Origin of the sequence: Spirochaeta thermophila DSM 6192 (genome assembly GCF_000147075.1) — a bacterium.
Taxonomy (GTDB): domain Bacteria; phylum Spirochaetota; class Spirochaetia; order Winmispirales; family Winmispiraceae; genus Winmispira; species Winmispira thermophila_A.
Genome location: NC_014484.1, coordinates 700519 through 714994 on the forward strand (window position 1 = coordinate 700519; position 14476 = coordinate 714994).

The window sequence follows — 14476 nt, forward strand, 5'->3', positions numbered from 1 at the left end:
CGGGCTGAGGAGGGCGCTTGCCCGAGGTGACTGTTTTTACTATTTTTAGCATACGCTAAAAACCTTCGTGTAAGGAGGAGATGATGAGCCGCCGCCTGGCCGGGCTTCTTCTCATCGGCATGCTTGCGCTCGCAGGATGCGGGCGAGGACAGGACGAGAGGGCCGATGCGTCCTCCTCTGTGAGGGTGGCGGTCTCGCTCTTTCCCTACTACGACCTCGCACGCCGCGTAGGAGGCGATGCGGTGAAGGTCCACCTCCTCCTCCCGTGGGGCGCGAGCCCTCATGGATACGAGCCCACGCCTCGTGACATACAGGTGGTGCAGTCTGCGCAGTATGTGATCTACACCAGCGAGGAGCTCGAGCCGTGGATGGAGAGGCTCACCCGCGCCCTCCCCGAGAAGGTGGAGGTGCTCACCCTGGAGGATGTCGCAGGCGGAGGGCTCCATCCTGTCGAGGAGGAACATGGGGGGGAGCATGATCACGAGGCCTCGGAGGTCCACCACCATGCCCCCCACCTCTGGCTCGATCCCCTGGCGCTCGAGGGGCTTGCCCGCGCCTATGCCGAGGAGCTCCTACGGGCCATGCCCGATCGCGAGGAGGAGATAAGGTCCCGGCTCTCGGCCTACCTCGAGGGCCTGGAGGTCCTCGATCGGAGGATGAGAGAGCTGGTGGATGCTGCGCCCCGGCGAACGGTGGTCTTCGCCGGCCACAGGATGCTCGATGCATGGGCCGCACGGTACGGGGTTCAGGTGGTCTATCCCTTCGAGAGCGCCTCCCCTTCGGCCGAGGTCCTCCCCCGCCAGGTGAGGGAGGTGCTCGGACACGTCCTTGAAGAAGAGGGTGCTCCCGGCGTACTCTACGAAGCGGTCTCAGAGGTGAGGCTCGGCGGGTTCCTCGAGGCCGAGGGTATCGCGGTGTATCCTTTCTACGGGCTGCACACCCTCCCCAAGGAGATGGCCGAGGAGGGGTATGGGTACGTGGAGGTGTGGGAGATGAATCTCGATTCCCTCAGGAAGGTGCTGTATGGCGCCGCTGATTGAGGTGCGGGGCCTTGCCGCTGGCTACGGCACGCAGGAGGTCCTCACCGACGTGTCCTTTTCGGTGGAGGAGGGGGAGTTCCTCGTCATCCTCGGCCCCAACGGATCGGGGAAGACCACCCTCGTCCGCACCCTCCTGGGGTTCGTCCGTCCGATGGGGGGGGATGTCCGTTTCGCGACGAAGGGCCTCCGCATAGGCTATGTGCCCCAGGACGTGGACACCCGTGCCCAGTTCCCGGCCACCGTGGAGGAAGTGGTGTGTTCCGGCCTCTATACGCGCAGACTGCCGCGACCCGAAGCACGCCGGCGCGTGGAGGAGGTGCTTGGCCTCCTGGGGATACGTGATCTCAGGCGAAAGAGACTCGATGCCCTTTCCGGCGGCCAGCGCCAGCGGACCCTCCTCGCCCGTGCACTGGTGGCCGACCCGGATCTCCTCGTCCTCGACGAGCCGACCGGTGCCCTTGATCCGAGGACGAGGGAGTGCTTCTACCTCACGCTGAGCGAGATCAAGGGGCGCCACCCCGTCACGGTGATCATGGTGACCCACGACGTCACCGGAGTGCTCCCCTATGTACAGAAGGTCCTCCTCCTCGACAGGAGGGTCCAGTTCTTCGGCACGCCCGAGGAGTTTGCGAACCAGGCCGCACAGCACTACTTCTCGCACGGGGAGGTCGCCTGTGACTAGGTGTACGATACGCCGGTACCACGCCTCGAGGGTGCTGCCATGATCGAGCTGCTCTCCCTCGGTTTCGTGCAGAGGGCCTTCCTCACAGGCCTCGCCTTGAGCCTTCCGGCCTCGCTGTTGGGGATGTTCCTCATCCTCCGTCGGTTCTCCATGGTGGGCGACGGTCTCGCACACGTGAGTTTCGCCACCGTGGCCCTGGGCCTCCTCGTGGGGACGCAGCCTTTCATCCTCTCCCTCCCTCTGGTGGTCGCCGCCTCGCTTCTTCTTCTCTTCCTCGTGGAGCGGCGGGGGGCGTACGGGGATGCCGCAGTGGGCATGATCTCCGGTGCTGCGGTGGCCCTTGGGGTGGTGCTCGCGAGCGTGGCGGGCGGGTTCAACGTGGACCTCTTCGCCTACCTCTTCGGGAGCATCCTCACCGTGACGTGGGACGAGGTGTGGATGAGCCTCCTCTGGGCCGCGGTCGTGGTGGCGGGGGTGGTGGTGTGGTATCGCCCCCTCTTCATGGTGACATACGACCCCGAGTTCGCGCAGGTCCAGGGCCTCCCGGTGCGGCGGTACGAGCGGATCCTCATGGTGGCCACCGCAGTCACCGTGGTCCTGGGGATCCGGCTCGTGGGGGTGCTCCTCATCTCGAGCCTCATCGTCTTCCCCGCGAGCTGCGCTTTCCTTCTAAGAAAGGGATTTGCTGCTACCCTCACCGTCACGGCCCTCGTCGGGGTGGGAGGGGTGTTCCTCGGCATGACCGCCTCCCTCGCCTGGAACCTCCCCACCGGCCCGGCCATCGTCCTCGCCTATGCCCTCGTCTTCCTGCTCCTTGCCCTTATCCCCCTTCTCTCCCGGGCAGTGCGCGGCCGGTCGTGAACCCCTTCCCCTTTTGGCCGGTTTTTGCCATCCTGTGAGCCACACCCCTGTGGAGGAGGAGCCATGTCCCTGAGGGAGCGCGCACTCGCCTACCATAGACACCCCGTCCCGGGTAAGCTCGCCGTCAGGCCCACCAAGCCCTGTGAGACCGCCGAGGAGCTCTCGCTCGCCTACACCCCCGGCGTGGCCGAGCCGGTACGCGAAATCGCCCGAAGACCTGAGGCCGTCTACGACTACACCGCCAAGGGGAACCTCGTGGCAGTGATCTCGAACGGCACGGCCATCCTCGGTCTGGGGAACCTGGGGGCCCTCGCGAGCAAGCCCGTCATGGAGGGCAAGGCCGTGCTCTTCAAGCGGTTCGCGGATATCGACGTCTTCGACATAGAGGTGGACACCACCGATCCCGACGAGTTCATCCGCACCGTGAAGCTCATAAGCCCCACCTTCGGGGGGATCAACCTCGAGGACATCAGGGCCCCGGAGTGTTTCTCCATCGAGCGGAGGCTCATCGAGGAGTGTGACATCCCCGTGTTCCACGACGACCAGCACGGTACCGCCATCATCGCGACGGCCGGCCTCCTCAATGCGTGCGAGCTCGCAGGGAAGAGGTTGGAGGAGGTGCGGGTGGTCTTCAACGGTGCCGGAGCGGCGGGAATCTCCTGCGCGCGCATGTTCATAGCGGCCGGAGTGAAGAAGGAACACATCGTGATGTGCGACAGGAAAGGGGTCATCCACACCGGGAGAGACGACCTCTCTCCCGAGAAGGCCGAGTTTGCAGCCGAGACGCCCTTCAGGACACTGGAGGAGGTCCTCAGGGACGCCGATGTCTTCGTGGGACTCTCGGTGGGGGGAGTGCTCAGCCAGGGGATGGTGAGGAGTATGGCGAAGAGCCCCATCATCTTCGCCATGGCGAACCCCGATCCCGAGATCTCCTATCCCGAAGCCAAGGCGGTGCGGCCCGACCTCATCATGGCCACCGGCCGGAGCGACTTTCCCAACCAGATCAATAACGTGTTGGGCTTTCCCTTCATCTTCCGTGGAGCACTCGACGTTCGGGCGACCCGGATCACCGAAGGCATGAAGATGGCGGCGGCACGTGCCCTCGCTGAACTCGCCCGCGAGCCGGTACCCGAGGAGGTCTCCCGGGCTTACGGGGGGGAGCGATTCACGTTCGGCCCTGAGTACATCGTGCCCAAACCCTTCGATCCGCGGGTGATCGCCTACGAGTCCGTGGCAGTGGCCCGTGCCGCCTGTGAGGAAGGGGTGGCACGCCGGCCCATCACGGACTGGGATGGGTACCGAAACTCTCTCCTCCGCCGGGTAGCGCGGTATTGGGACACATGAGGGATGATATATAACATACATCAAATATTCAAAAAAAGTGTTCAAATGCTCTATTGATTGCCTCGAGTGTTTCTTCATGAAGAATCGAATATGTGTCATAATGTCTCATAGGGACATCTTTCGAGAAATTTTTCTTGACGAGAGTCTTGTATGGGGCTAAAATTATAGATACGAAAATTATCTTTCAGGAGGGCCCCATGGCGCACATTGACCGGCCGTGGAAGGCGTATCCTCCCCGGAGAGACAACCTCCTCCTCATCCTCCACGACATCCAGGATCATAACCCCCGCAACTACCTTCCCGACGATGAGGTGGAGGAGGTGGCCCGGTACCTGGATATCCCGGTCTCCGAGCTCGACGGCATCATCTCGTTCTACTCCATGTTCTCCCGGAGACCCCGGGGGCGATACGTCATCCGTATGTGCGACTCGCTGGCCTGCAGGCTGGCCGGATCGCTCGACCTCTACTTCGCCCTTCAGGAAGGGCTGGGTATCAAGAGAGGCCAGACCACGCCCGACGGCCTCTTCACCGTGGAGCTCGTCAACTGCCTGGGGTGCTGCGACAAGGGCCCCTCGCTCATGGTGAACGACGAGCTCCATACCCGCATGACCCGGGAGAAGCTCGACCTTCTCATCGAGGAACTCGCGAGACGGGAGGGGGTGGCCTATGAACCACGCACGGTTCATTCTTGAGTTCGCGGTCGACAGGGACGCCTTCGACATGGAGGCCTACATCTCCAGGGGAGGGTTCATGGGGTTGCGTCAGGCCCTCGCCCGGCCCCCTGCAAAGGTGATCGCCGAGGTGAAGTCCTCGGGCCTCCGGGGAAGGGGTGGAGCAGGATTCCCCACCGGGGTGAAGTGGGAGAGCGTGCAGCGCCACAAGGAGCCCTACGTGGTGGCCAACGCCGACGAGGGTGAGCCCGGAACCTTCAAGGACCGGTACATCATGGAGCACGCGCCTTACCTCCTCATCGAGGGGATGACCATCGCGGGGTATGCGGTGGGGGCCAGGCGCGGGTTCATCTACATACGTGGCGAGTATCCTGCCATCGCCAAGGGGCTCATCAAGGCGGTGGAAGATGCTCGGAAACACCACTTCCTGGGTGAGAAGATCCTGGGGACCGACTATTCCTTCGATATCTCCCTCAGGATGGGGGGCGGCTCCTATGTGGTGGGGGACGAGACCGCACTCCTCAACTCCCTCATGGGGAACCGAGGCTACCCCATGATGAAGCCTCCCTATCCCACCGAGGAGGGCCTGTGGGGCCACCCCACCCTGGTGAACAATGTGGAGACCCTCGCCTATGTGCCTGCGGTCTTCACCAAGGGAGCCTCCTGGTTCACGCAGATAGGGCCTGAGCACTCACCCGGGCTCAAGCTCTTCTGCGTGAGCGGTGACGTCCACGCTCCGGGCCTCTACGAGTTGCCCATGGGGGTGCCGCTTCACGAGCTCCTCGAGGCCGCTGGAGGGGTGAAGGGGAGGCTCAAGGCGGTGCAGATCGGGGGTACCGCTGGCCCAGTGTATGACGATCGGGCGCTCTCGTTCCCCCTCGACTACGATTCACTCAGGGCCGAGGGAGGGGCCCTCGGCTCGGGTGCCGTGGTGGTGATGAATCACACCCGCAATATGGCCGAGTTCCTCGAGGTGACCACCCGTTTCTTCTCAGAGGAGTCCTGCGGCCAGTGTTTCCCCTGCAGGTACGGCACGCGCCAGCTCGAGTTCATGGCGCGCAATATCATGATGGGAAAGGGCAAGGAGGAGTACCTGGACGAGATGCGCGAGATCGTCACCACCATGAGCGTGGCCTCGTTCTGTCCGTTCGGGAAGTCGGTGGCCCTTCCTGTGGGGAACGTGCTGGACCTCTTCGGTGACGAGATCCGCACGTTCATCGCACACCAGCGTTACGTGAAGGAGGCCGGATAATGGCGAAGCAGGCCAAGACGGTGACCATCACCATAAACGGCACGCCCCTCGAGGTGGAGGAGGGGACGCTCCTCGTGGATGCGGCCTCACGGGCTGACGTGGAGATCCCCACCCTCTGCTATCACGAGGACCTCTCGCCGCGGGGCATCTGCGGCATCTGCCTGGTGAAGGTGAACGGCGAGTACGTCCGCTCCTGCATCACGCGGGTCCGGGAGGGCATGGAGGTGGTCACCTCCGACCCGGTGATCAGGGAGACGAGACGGAAGATACTCGAGCTCATCCTCGCGACGCACCCCGACGACTGTCTCAAGTGCATCAAGCACGGAAAGTGCGAGCTCCAGGACCTCGCAGAGCGGCTCGAAGTGAGGAGCATCCCCTACGACAAGTACGAGCGTGGGCTCCCGGTGGACCGCACCTCGCCGAGCATCGTGCGCGACATGAACAAGTGCATAGGGTGCGGCCGGTGCATCGAGGTGTGCCACCACGTGCAGTCGGTGGGCGCCATCTTCTTCCATAATAGGGGATCGCACACCATCGTGGCGAACGCCGCAGGTCAGACCATGGGTACGAGCGTGTGCGTGGCCTGCGGCCAGTGCGTGGTCTACTGCCCGGTGGGCGCGCTCTACGAGAAGGAGGCGGTGGAGCGGGTATGGGAGGCCCTCGCCGATCCGGAGAAGGTGGTGGTGGCACAGATCGCCCCTGCGGTGCGCGTGGCCCTCGGCGAGGAGTTCGGGATGAAACCCGGCGAGCTGGTGATCGGCAAGATCTACGCCGCGCTCCGAAGGCTCGGTGTGGACTACGTGTTCGACACCAACTTCAGCGCCGATCTGACCATCATGGAAGAGGGCACAGAGTTCCTCCACCGGCTCGAGAAAGGGGAGCGTCTCCCCCTCATCACCAGCTGCAGCCCGGGCTGGATAAAGTTCGCCGAGACCTACTATCCCGACCTGTTGCCGCACCTTTCCACCTGCAAGTCGCCCCAACAGATGATGGGTGCGGTGGTGAAGACCTACTTCGCCCAGGCGAAGGGGATACCGCCTTCCAGGATCGTCTCGCTCTCCATCATGCCGTGTACGGCCAAGAAGTTCGAAGCCCAGCGTGAGGAGATGCGGGACAGTGGGTTCTGGGACGTCGACATCGTCCTCACCACCAGGGAGCTCGCCCGGATGATCCGTCAGGCGGGTATCCGCTTCGATCAACTCAAGGAGGAGCCCGCCGATCCGGTGCTCTCCTCGTATTCCGGTGCGGGCACCATATTCGGCGCCACGGGCGGAGTGATGGAGGCGGCCCTCCGCACGGCCTACGAGATCAAGACCGGCAAGAGCCTCCCGAAGGTGGAGTTCGCCCAGGTGAGGGGAGTGAAGGGGGTGAAGGAGGCGGTCATAGAGCTCAACGGTACGCAGATCAGAGTGGCGGTGGCCCATGGGCTGTCGAACGCGAGGAAGGTCCTCGACAGGGTGCGCGAGGCGAAGGAGAGAGGGGAGCCTCTTCCCTACCACTTCATCGAAGTGATGGCCTGCCCCGGCGGGTGTGTGGGAGGGGGAGGCCAGCCGCTCCCGAGTCCGCTCAAGAAACGCGAGGAACGACTCATGGGACTCTACGCCGAGGACAGCGCCCTCCCTGTACGCAAATCGCACGAGAACCCGGAAGTGCGGGCCCTCTACGAGCACTTCCTCAAGGAGCCCAATGGTGAGCTCCCGCACACCCTGCTCCACACCCACTACGAACCACGCGATCCTTACCGGCTCAGGAAGAACCCTTTACGGGAACAGGTGAGTACGCCGGAATAAAAACGTTCACTTCCACTCCAGGGGAGGTCGATGCGTCGGCCTCCCCTGCCTTTATGGGCGGTTGGTGCCTCAAGGAACTGTGTCGGGGTGCTTGACAGGAAAAAGCGGAATGCGCTATTGTTTTAACAATAAAACAAAAAGTTAAACTTGAAACTCGAGGAGGAACAATGCCGCGATTCAGGTACCGACACAGGCACGGGAGGATGCACCATCTGGGGATGCCCCTCCCTCTCGAAGAGGCGGATTCGGGTGGCACCGTGACCCTTTCCCAGCTCAGAGAGGGGGAAGGTGCGCTGGTGGTGGGATTCAAGGGCGGCCCCGGCCCCTACAGGCGCAAGCTCCTCGCCATGGGATTTATCCCCGGCACCTCCATTGTGGTGAAACGGCGGGCCCCCCTCGGCGACCCCGTGGAGGTGGAGCTGAGAGGGTACCTCGTCTCGGTGAGAAGGGATGAGGCGGAGATCCTTCTTCTGAGGAGGGCCTCATGAGGACCTATACCTGTGCCCTCATCGGTACCCCGAATACCGGGAAGACCTCGATCTTCAACGCCATCACCAGCCGCACCGAATACATAGGGAACTGGCCGGGGGTGACCATCGAACGGACCGACGGCATCCTCACCACCGTGTACCAGGGTGAGGACGTCCGCCTGAGGATCGTGGATCTCCCGGGGATCTACCACCTGGGGAGTTCCGCCCCCGAGGAAAGGGTGGCCTTTGATTTTTTTCTTAAGGAAAAGGTGGATCTCGTCATCAACGTGATGGACGGGCTCTCGCTCCAGAAGAATCTCTACCTCACCCTCCAGCTCCTCGAGGAGGGACTTCCCGTGCACGTGGTGATCACCAAGAAGGATCTCCTGGAACAGAACGGGATCCGGATCTCTCCCGAGGCCCTTTCCCGGCGTCTGGGGGTGCCGGTCTCCCTGGTGAACTCCCACAGTAGGCAGGACGCTCGTCTCCTGGTGAATTCCCTCGTCCAGTCCTGCCTCTCCCCTCCCTCTCCGCCCCATCCCGTCACCTATGACGAGGTGGTGGAGGAGTGGCTCTCCCGGTGGCAACACGAGCTCTCGTTCCTCGGAGTCCCAGCCCCCCGTCTGCGCACCCTTTTGCTCCTCTTCCTGGAAGGCGAGGAGGTGATCTTCTCCCTCCATCCCTCGCTTCGTGAGAGGAAGGCCGAACTCGCAGCGAGCAGGACCCAGCTTGAGGCGCGTATGGGCGAGGACCTTGACGTCTACCTCGCACGGCGACGCTACGAGGAGATCGAATCGATCCTCAAGGAGGCGCACGAGGCCGCAGAAAAGCTCACCCTCACCGAGAGGATCGACCGGGTGGTCCTCCACAAGGTGTGGGGGATCCCGATCTTCTGGGCCGTGCTCTTCCTGCTCTTCTGGGCCACCACCTCCTTAGGAGGGGTCTTCATCGACTTTTTCGACGGGATCTTCCAGATCCTGGCCGTGGACCTTCCGCTCTACGGCCTCTCCCGGATAGGAGCAGGTCCCTTCGTACAGACCCTCGTGGAGGGGGTGGGGACGGGTATCCAGACCGTGGCCACGTTCGTCCCCATCATCTACATCCTCTTCTTCCTCCTCACGATCCTCGAGGACTGCGGGTACATGGCGCGGGCCGCGTTCGTGGCCGATCGGGGCATGAGAGGGTTGGGGCTCTCGGGAAAGGCCTTCGTCCCGCTCCTCCTTGGATTCGGGTGTACCGTGAGCTCGATCCTCGCCACCCGGACCCTGGAGAGTCGCAAGGAACGGCTGCTCACCATCTTCATGGCGCCGCTCATGTCCTGTGGCGCTCGGCTTCCGGTCTACGTGATCTTCGCGGCGGCATTTTTCCCCCGATCAGCCGGGCTTGTGGTCTTCTCCCTCTACTTCGTGGGGATCGTCCTCGCGGTGGGCACCGGGCTCCTCTTCAAGCACACCCTCTTCAAGGCCGAGCGCACCCCTCTGGTGATGGAGCTTCCCCCCTATCACCTCCCGAACATGTCCCTGGTCCTCAAGATCACCTGGATCAGGTTCTCCGCCTACATCAAGCGGGCGGGTATCACCATCACCACCGCTGTGTTCATCCTCTCGCTCCTTAATGCGGTGGTGATCGAGAATGGCAAGGTGTCGTTCGAGAGCGGATCGCCGGATTCGCTCCTCATCCGCACGGGCAAGGCCATCACACCGGTCTTCGAACCCATGGGTGTGGAAGAGGAGAACTGGCCGGCGGTGGCAGGTCTGTTCACCGGCCTCTTTGCCAAGGAGACCATCATCGGTACCCTTCAGGCCATGTACGGTATCGAAGCGGAGGAAGAAGCAGAAGAGCCCTTCTCCCTCCAGGTGGCGCTCTCGGGCCTTGTCGATGCGGGGAGGGCCCTCCTCAGGGGGTTGTATGAGCTGCTCGTGCCTTCCCCCGGCGGGGAGGAGGAAGAGGGAGGATTCTCGCTCGTGCGGGAACGCTTCACCCCGGCGGCCGCCTATGCCTATCTCCTCTTCGTTCTCATCTATTCACCCTGCGTGGCGGCCCTCTCGGCGATCCTCCAGCAAGCGGGAGTGGGGACCATGCTCGCGAACGCGGGCTACCTTACCCTCCTCGCATGGATTGTGGGGACCTTCTACTTCCAGGTGGTGGAGGGCGGGAGCCTCCTGTGGCTCGGGGTCGCGGGAGGACTCCTCCTCGGCCTGATGGTTGTCCTCTACCTTGTTGGAAGGAGCACACGACCGAAGGAGGCTGTCTCATGAGACAAGAGGATCTCACCTCACGGATGGAAGACTACCTGGAGGCCATCTATGTCCTCGCGAAGACCAAGCGGGTAGCCCGGGTGCGGGACATCGCCGAAGCCCTCGGCGTGTCCCGCTCCACGGTCTCCAACACCCTCCATACCCTCTCGGATAGGGGGTTTATCGAGTATGCGCCCTACGACATCATCAGCCTCACCGAGGAGGGGGAAGAGGCCGCCAAGGACGTCTTCCGGAGACATACCATCCTCAAGCGGTTCTTCCGGGTGGTTCTCGGTGCTGACGAGCAGATGGCCGAGGAGAATGCCTGCCGCATCGAGCACGCCATCTCGGAGGAGCTCCTGGAGAGACTGGTGCAGTACCTCGAGTTCATACAGGAGTGTATCCCCGCGCCCTTCCGATACGATCCCGAGAAGGGTGCCTTCGTGTGCGAGGACAGGGAAGACGAGGATGTCTCACCCCCGGCGTGAGGTCCCGCCTTCCAGTTCCTCTTTTCTCCTGACGGCGAGTTCCTGTATCTGGGCTGCGATCTCCGGATACCGTGAGAGGATCCTGTCGAAGGTCTCCTTGTCGAGGCGGTAGAGATCGCAGAACGTTCGGGCCCGCACGGTGGCGGTACGGGGAGCTCTGAGGATGAGCGCCATCTCGCCGAAGAACTGACCTTCCGAGAGGATGGCATAGCGGGTCTTTTCGTCGGCCGAGAGCACCTCTACCGAGCCCCTGTTTATGAAGTACACGTCGGAGCCCAGCTCTCCCGCCCGTATGATGTACTCGCCCGGTCCATAGATGACCGGTTCGAGGTGGAGGATGATGTCCCGGATGAAATCCTCGCCCGCCCCCTTGAAGAGGGGTACCTTCTCAATGACGTCGCCGTGGATCTCCATGGCCACTGCGAGGCGGAGGGGATGCGGGAGCTCCTTGAGCACCTCGCGTTCTTCGTACCCTCGTCTCGTCTCCCACAGGTAGTCGAAGTACTCGAGGATGCGTCGCTGGAGCTCGGGTGAGATCTTCTTATAGGAGAGGAAGGCCGTGACCCTCTCCATCCGCTCCCTGTGGAGGAGCTTTGCGGCGTCCAGTTTCGAGACGAGGCTCGCGATATTACCGATGACCAGACCGTACATGGCCGCACCGAGGAGCTCTATCACAATGGTATAGACAGTCTGTATCGGGGTCGAGGGGGTGATGTCGCCGTACCCGATGGTGGTGAGGGTGGTGATGGTCCAGTAGAAGGCGGAGAGGTACCTCGTTCCGGCCGGGCTCTCCGAAGGTGGCTGGAGGCTCATCCATCCGCAGGCAATCCCGTGTGCGGCGAGGAGGATGAATCCCACAAGGGAGAGGAGCCTGAGGAGAGCGGGGTTGATCCTGTAGGAGAGGATCCGGGTAGCGCTCCGCTGCACCGAGATGAGCTTGAGGAGCCTGACGAGCGAGAGGAGGGAGAGGGGAGAGGGGAGGTGGAGGGCGAATACCAGAAGATCGAGCGGGAGTGCCGCAAGCAGGTCGGGAAGGCGGGAAGGGGCGAGGAGCGTGGGCTTCCGGCCGGAGGTCTTACGGGATTCGAAGGCGAAGTCGAGGGGGATGTCGGCGATGAGAGCAAGGCTCGCGAGGATGTCGAGGGGAAGAAGGGGGGAAAAGAGGGATGGAAAGACCAGGGTGAGGGGGATGCGGATCGCGTAGTAGAGGGTAACCGCAAGGATCCCCACCTTCCACACAAGCGTATATGTGGGATGTGAAAAGGCCGAGGACTTCATCACCGCCCCTTTTTGTAGTATGTTATCGGCAGGGAACCTATGGAAAGTTGAGTCTCCTTCACGGAGGAGAGCGATGGGGAAGGAGGGAGCGGTGCATCATTCCTCCTCCGCCCTCTCCCAGAAGGTACGGGCGGAGATCTCCTTCCTGGTATGGTGGACCTTCCTCCTGGTGTGTCTATCGGCGTTTCTCTACCCCGAGGGTTTCGATATCTGGAACGATCCCCTGAGCCTCCTCGGCGTGCCCTTCACCGAAGAAGAGGGACTCCCCAATCCCTGGGGCATGGGCCTCTTCGTGCTCGCCTTTCTCGTGGACGGCCTTTTCTCCTTCCGTATTGCCTCCCGGATACGGGCGGAGGGAGGCGGCGGGCTTTCCCTCCTGTTCACGCTCGCAGGGATAGGATCGCTCCTCATGCTCGCACCGTGCACGCTCCTCAACCCCCTCCATCGCCTGGGAGCGGGCCTTCTCGTGGGGTCGCTGTGGCTGTGCACGGTGGTGTTGAGCCGTGCGAACTGGGGGGCGTTCTCGGGTGCGAGAAAGGCCTTTCACCTGTGCGTGCACCTGGTGCTCGTGGTGTATGCCATCCGCTTCTTCCTCGATGCGCCCTCTCACGAGTTCCTCCAGAAGCTCGCGCTCGCAGGCCTTCTCCTCGGTCTCCTCGACTGCGTGCGCACCGAGGAAGGACGTCTCCCGGGGCCCAGGTGGGCCCTCGTCCACCTCAAGCGATCCGCTTAGGGTGAGGTGACCCCGGCCGAGAGGGCCTCGACGAGCGCCCTTCCGAACTGACGGGCCGCCGAGGGGCCGTTCGCCGTGATGATGCGGCCGTCGCGTTCCACCGGCCTTCCGGTGTAGGTGGCGCCGTTGGCCAACAGGGTGCCGCTCTCGCCCGACCAGCAGGTGGCCCTCTTGCCTCTGAGGATCCCGGCCCTGGCGAGGATGGAGGGGGCGATGCAGATGGCCCCTACTATCTTGCCCTTCTCATAGGCCTGCCTGGCGAGATCGAGGGCCTGACGGTTGGAGAAGTACTCCTGGGCCCCGGTTCCCCCCACGAAGATCACCGCGTCGTAGTCGTCTACGCGGATCTCCTGCAGGGTCTTGTCAGGTGTCACTCGTGCGCCCAGCATCCCGGTGGCTGGGGTGCGGGAGGAGCTCGCCACGGCGACGGAGGCCCCTGCGTCGAGGAGTTCCTCACGCGTCTCGAGGAGCTCCTCGTCCCTGAAGTTCTCGTGGGCGATGATCATCACCACCTTTACCCCTGAAAGCGAGGCCATGGTATCCTCCTTCTCGGTAGAGGTCTCGGCCGAATTCCCCCCGTCTGCGAGGAGATAGACGCCGAGGAGGGCGAGGGAGAAGCCGAGCGCCCTCACGAGCAGCCCCTTTCCCTGTGAAGGAAGTGAGGCTCGTTCGTTCATGGTTCCCATTATACCACCGGGGACCGAAGCGGGCAATTCTTCACACCCTCTCCCGCGCGTCTTTGGGGAGGAACCCTTCGGCGGTGAGGGTGTCGGCGAGGCTCCGGACAAAGCTCCGCACGGTATCCGCTGCCCGGTCCTCGTCGTCGAGCCGCGGCAGGACGAAGGGGTGGATGGTGACTTCCCTCGCCTCGAGGGGAAGGAGGGCGGTGGAGATGCGCTCGATGCGTCCCTGGAGGCGTCGTGTGAGGGGGTGCCGTCGGGCAGGTGCCTCATTGGCGCCAAAGTCGTCGACCAGGTGGATCACCCGTGGGTGGCTCCCGTAGGCCCTGCGGACCTCCTCCCAGAAGGTGGTCTCCTCCTTGCGTGCGCCGATGCGGGCCGAGCAGGCCACCATGCACCCTTCGGATGCGTCGGGCCACGGCCTTGCCGCTATACCCTCGTCTTCGAGGTGGGCGAGGATGGCCTGTTCCGCCTCGAGGTAGTGATCGGTGGCGATGAGGATGGGAAGGTGCGGGCCTGCGATCCGGAGGAAGCGTGCCCATACCGGGTCTACGGTGGAGGCCCTGAGGTAGCTCCGCACGAAGGCGCGTGCCGCCTGTTCCCTCTGCGCCTCGGGTGCCTCACAGACCGTCCCGAGCGCCCGTACGATGCTCTCCACGTAGGTGATACCCCCCTTGCTCGCCCGATCCCAGAAGGTCTCGATCACCTGCTTCCATAGGAAGGAGGGAGTGACCTCCAGGGCAGCGAGACCGCTCTCCTCGAGGGCCTTCCTCAGCCGCTCCTCGGTGCCGAAGCGCACGCTCTCCAGGCTTACGGTTCCGGAATAGTCGAGGATGACGAGACACTCCATCGAATTTCACTCCTTGCGTGGGACGCACCTGCGTGTATGTGCAGGGCAAAGATAGAGAAAAATGAGCAGAGGGGCAAGCGGGTGGAGGGGCCTATTGTGA

14 protein-coding genes are annotated in these 14476 nt (G+C 63.2%); 11 read left to right on the top strand and 3 right to left on the bottom strand.

Translation table 11 applies throughout. From position 1 onward, the window contains the following. The first annotated feature begins 83 nt into the window (after positions 1-83). The 10 genes from STHERM_RS03065 (at position 84) to STHERM_RS03110 (ending at position 10835) form a co-directional block, all read left to right on the top strand. Positions 84-1040 carry a metal ABC transporter substrate-binding protein gene (locus STHERM_RS03065; protein ID WP_013313420.1) on the top strand — a complete coding sequence of 319 codons (957 nt, stop codon included), beginning with the start codon at positions 84-86 and terminating at the stop codon, positions 1038-1040. Continuing rightward, the gene (locus tag STHERM_RS03070) at positions 1024-1722 is read left to right on the top strand and encodes a metal ABC transporter ATP-binding protein (RefSeq protein WP_013313421.1); all 699 of its coding nucleotides are present in this window, start codon (positions 1024-1026) and stop codon (positions 1720-1722) included. The genes STHERM_RS03065 and STHERM_RS03070 overlap by 17 nt, the downstream gene beginning before the upstream one ends. A 39-nt stretch (positions 1723-1761) precedes the next feature. Beyond that, complete coding sequence (locus STHERM_RS03075; RefSeq protein WP_013313422.1) at positions 1762-2583, top strand: metal ABC transporter permease; 822 nt, start codon at positions 1762-1764, stop codon at positions 2581-2583. A gap of 63 nt (positions 2584-2646) precedes the next feature. Then, entirely contained in the window at positions 2647-3927 is a 1281-nt protein-coding gene (locus tag STHERM_RS03080) for a malic enzyme-like NAD(P)-binding protein (protein ID WP_013313423.1), read from the top strand. A 197-nt stretch (positions 3928-4124) separates the two neighbouring features. Further along, the gene (nuoE, locus tag STHERM_RS03085) at positions 4125-4619 is read left to right on the top strand and encodes an NADH-quinone oxidoreductase subunit NuoE (RefSeq protein ID WP_013313424.1); all 495 of its coding nucleotides are present in this window, start codon (positions 4125-4127) and stop codon (positions 4617-4619) included. Further along, the gene (locus tag STHERM_RS03090) at positions 4594-5850 is read left to right on the top strand and encodes a complex I 51 kDa subunit family protein (protein ID WP_013313425.1); all 1257 of its coding nucleotides are present in this window, start codon (positions 4594-4596) and stop codon (positions 5848-5850) included. Before nuoE ends, STHERM_RS03090 begins: the two co-directional genes overlap by 26 nt. After that, the gene (locus tag STHERM_RS03095) at positions 5850-7640 is read left to right on the top strand and encodes an NADH-dependent [FeFe] hydrogenase, group A6 (protein WP_013313426.1); all 1791 of its coding nucleotides are present in this window, start codon (positions 5850-5852) and stop codon (positions 7638-7640) included. Before STHERM_RS03090 ends, STHERM_RS03095 begins: the two co-directional genes overlap by 1 nt. Positions 7641-7807: 167 nt before the next feature. After that, entirely contained in the window at positions 7808-8128 is a 321-nt protein-coding gene (locus tag STHERM_RS03100; protein ID WP_013313427.1) for a FeoA family protein, read from the top strand. Then, a complete protein-coding gene (gene feoB, locus STHERM_RS03105; protein WP_013313428.1) occupies positions 8125-10368 on the top strand; it encodes a ferrous iron transport protein B in 2244 nt (747 codons plus the stop codon). Before STHERM_RS03100 ends, feoB begins: the two co-directional genes overlap by 4 nt. After that, complete coding sequence (locus STHERM_RS03110; protein WP_013313429.1) at positions 10365-10835, top strand: metal-dependent transcriptional regulator; 471 nt, start codon at positions 10365-10367, stop codon at positions 10833-10835. Before feoB ends, STHERM_RS03110 begins: the two co-directional genes overlap by 4 nt. Here the strand turns inward: STHERM_RS03110 and STHERM_RS03115 are convergent. Further along, entirely contained in the window at positions 10821-12113 is a 1293-nt protein-coding gene (locus STHERM_RS03115; RefSeq protein WP_013313430.1) for a cyclic nucleotide-gated ion channel, read from the bottom strand. The genes STHERM_RS03110 and STHERM_RS03115 overlap by 15 nt on opposite strands. 73 nt (positions 12114-12186) lie before the next feature. On the opposite strand from STHERM_RS03115, the gene STHERM_RS03120 reads away from it, so the two are divergent. Then, entirely contained in the window at positions 12187-12846 is a 660-nt protein-coding gene (locus STHERM_RS03120; protein ID WP_013313431.1) for a hypothetical protein, read from the top strand. On the opposite strand, the gene STHERM_RS03125 is transcribed toward STHERM_RS03120, so the two are convergent. Both STHERM_RS03125 and STHERM_RS03130 read right to left on the bottom strand, forming a co-directional pair. After that, positions 12843-13523, bottom strand: a complete 681-nt coding sequence (locus tag STHERM_RS03125; protein WP_237223340.1) for a DJ-1/PfpI family protein — start codon at positions 13521-13523, stop codon at positions 12843-12845. The two genes, STHERM_RS03120 and STHERM_RS03125, sit on opposite strands and share 4 nt — an antisense overlap. Before the next feature lie 40 nt (positions 13524-13563). Next, entirely contained in the window at positions 13564-14376 is an 813-nt protein-coding gene (locus STHERM_RS03130) for a hypothetical protein (RefSeq protein WP_013313433.1), read from the bottom strand. Positions 14377-14476 lie beyond the last annotated feature (100 nt).

What these genes read in the sequence shown, in the direction of transcription:
- STHERM_RS03075 (WP_013313422.1), top strand. Translation starts at nt 1,762, where the DNA reads ATGATCGAGCTGCTCTCCCTCGGTTTCGTGCAGAGGGCCTTCCTCACA.
- STHERM_RS03095 (WP_013313426.1), top strand. Translation starts at nt 5,850, where the DNA reads ATGGCGAAGCAGGCCAAGACGGTGACCATCACCATAAACGGCACGCCC.
- STHERM_RS03100 (WP_013313427.1), top strand. Translation starts at nt 7,808, where the DNA reads ATGCCGCGATTCAGGTACCGACACAGGCACGGGAGGATGCACCATCTG.
- STHERM_RS03090 (WP_013313425.1), top strand. Translation starts at nt 4,594, where the DNA reads ATGAACCACGCACGGTTCATTCTTGAGTTCGCGGTCGACAGGGACGCC.
- STHERM_RS03115 (WP_013313430.1), bottom strand. Translation starts at nt 12,113, where the DNA reads ATGAAGTCCTCGGCCTTTTCACATCCCACATATACGCTTGTGTGGAAG.
- STHERM_RS03110 (WP_013313429.1), top strand. Translation starts at nt 10,365, where the DNA reads ATGAGACAAGAGGATCTCACCTCACGGATGGAAGACTACCTGGAGGCC.
- STHERM_RS03125 (WP_237223340.1), bottom strand. Translation starts at nt 13,523, where the DNA reads ATGAACGAACGAGCCTCACTTCCTTCACAGGGAAAGGGGCTGCTCGTG.
- STHERM_RS03065 (WP_013313420.1), top strand. Translation starts at nt 84, where the DNA reads ATGAGCCGCCGCCTGGCCGGGCTTCTTCTCATCGGCATGCTTGCGCTC.
- STHERM_RS03080 (WP_013313423.1), top strand. Translation starts at nt 2,647, where the DNA reads ATGTCCCTGAGGGAGCGCGCACTCGCCTACCATAGACACCCCGTCCCG.
- nuoE (WP_013313424.1), top strand. Translation starts at nt 4,125, where the DNA reads ATGGCGCACATTGACCGGCCGTGGAAGGCGTATCCTCCCCGGAGAGAC.
- STHERM_RS03070 (WP_013313421.1), top strand. Translation starts at nt 1,024, where the DNA reads ATGGCGCCGCTGATTGAGGTGCGGGGCCTTGCCGCTGGCTACGGCACG.
- STHERM_RS03130 (WP_013313433.1), bottom strand. Translation starts at nt 14,376, where the DNA reads ATGGAGTGTCTCGTCATCCTCGACTATTCCGGAACCGTAAGCCTGGAG.
- feoB (WP_013313428.1), top strand. Translation starts at nt 8,125, where the DNA reads ATGAGGACCTATACCTGTGCCCTCATCGGTACCCCGAATACCGGGAAG.
- STHERM_RS03120 (WP_013313431.1), top strand. Translation starts at nt 12,187, where the DNA reads ATGGGGAAGGAGGGAGCGGTGCATCATTCCTCCTCCGCCCTCTCCCAG.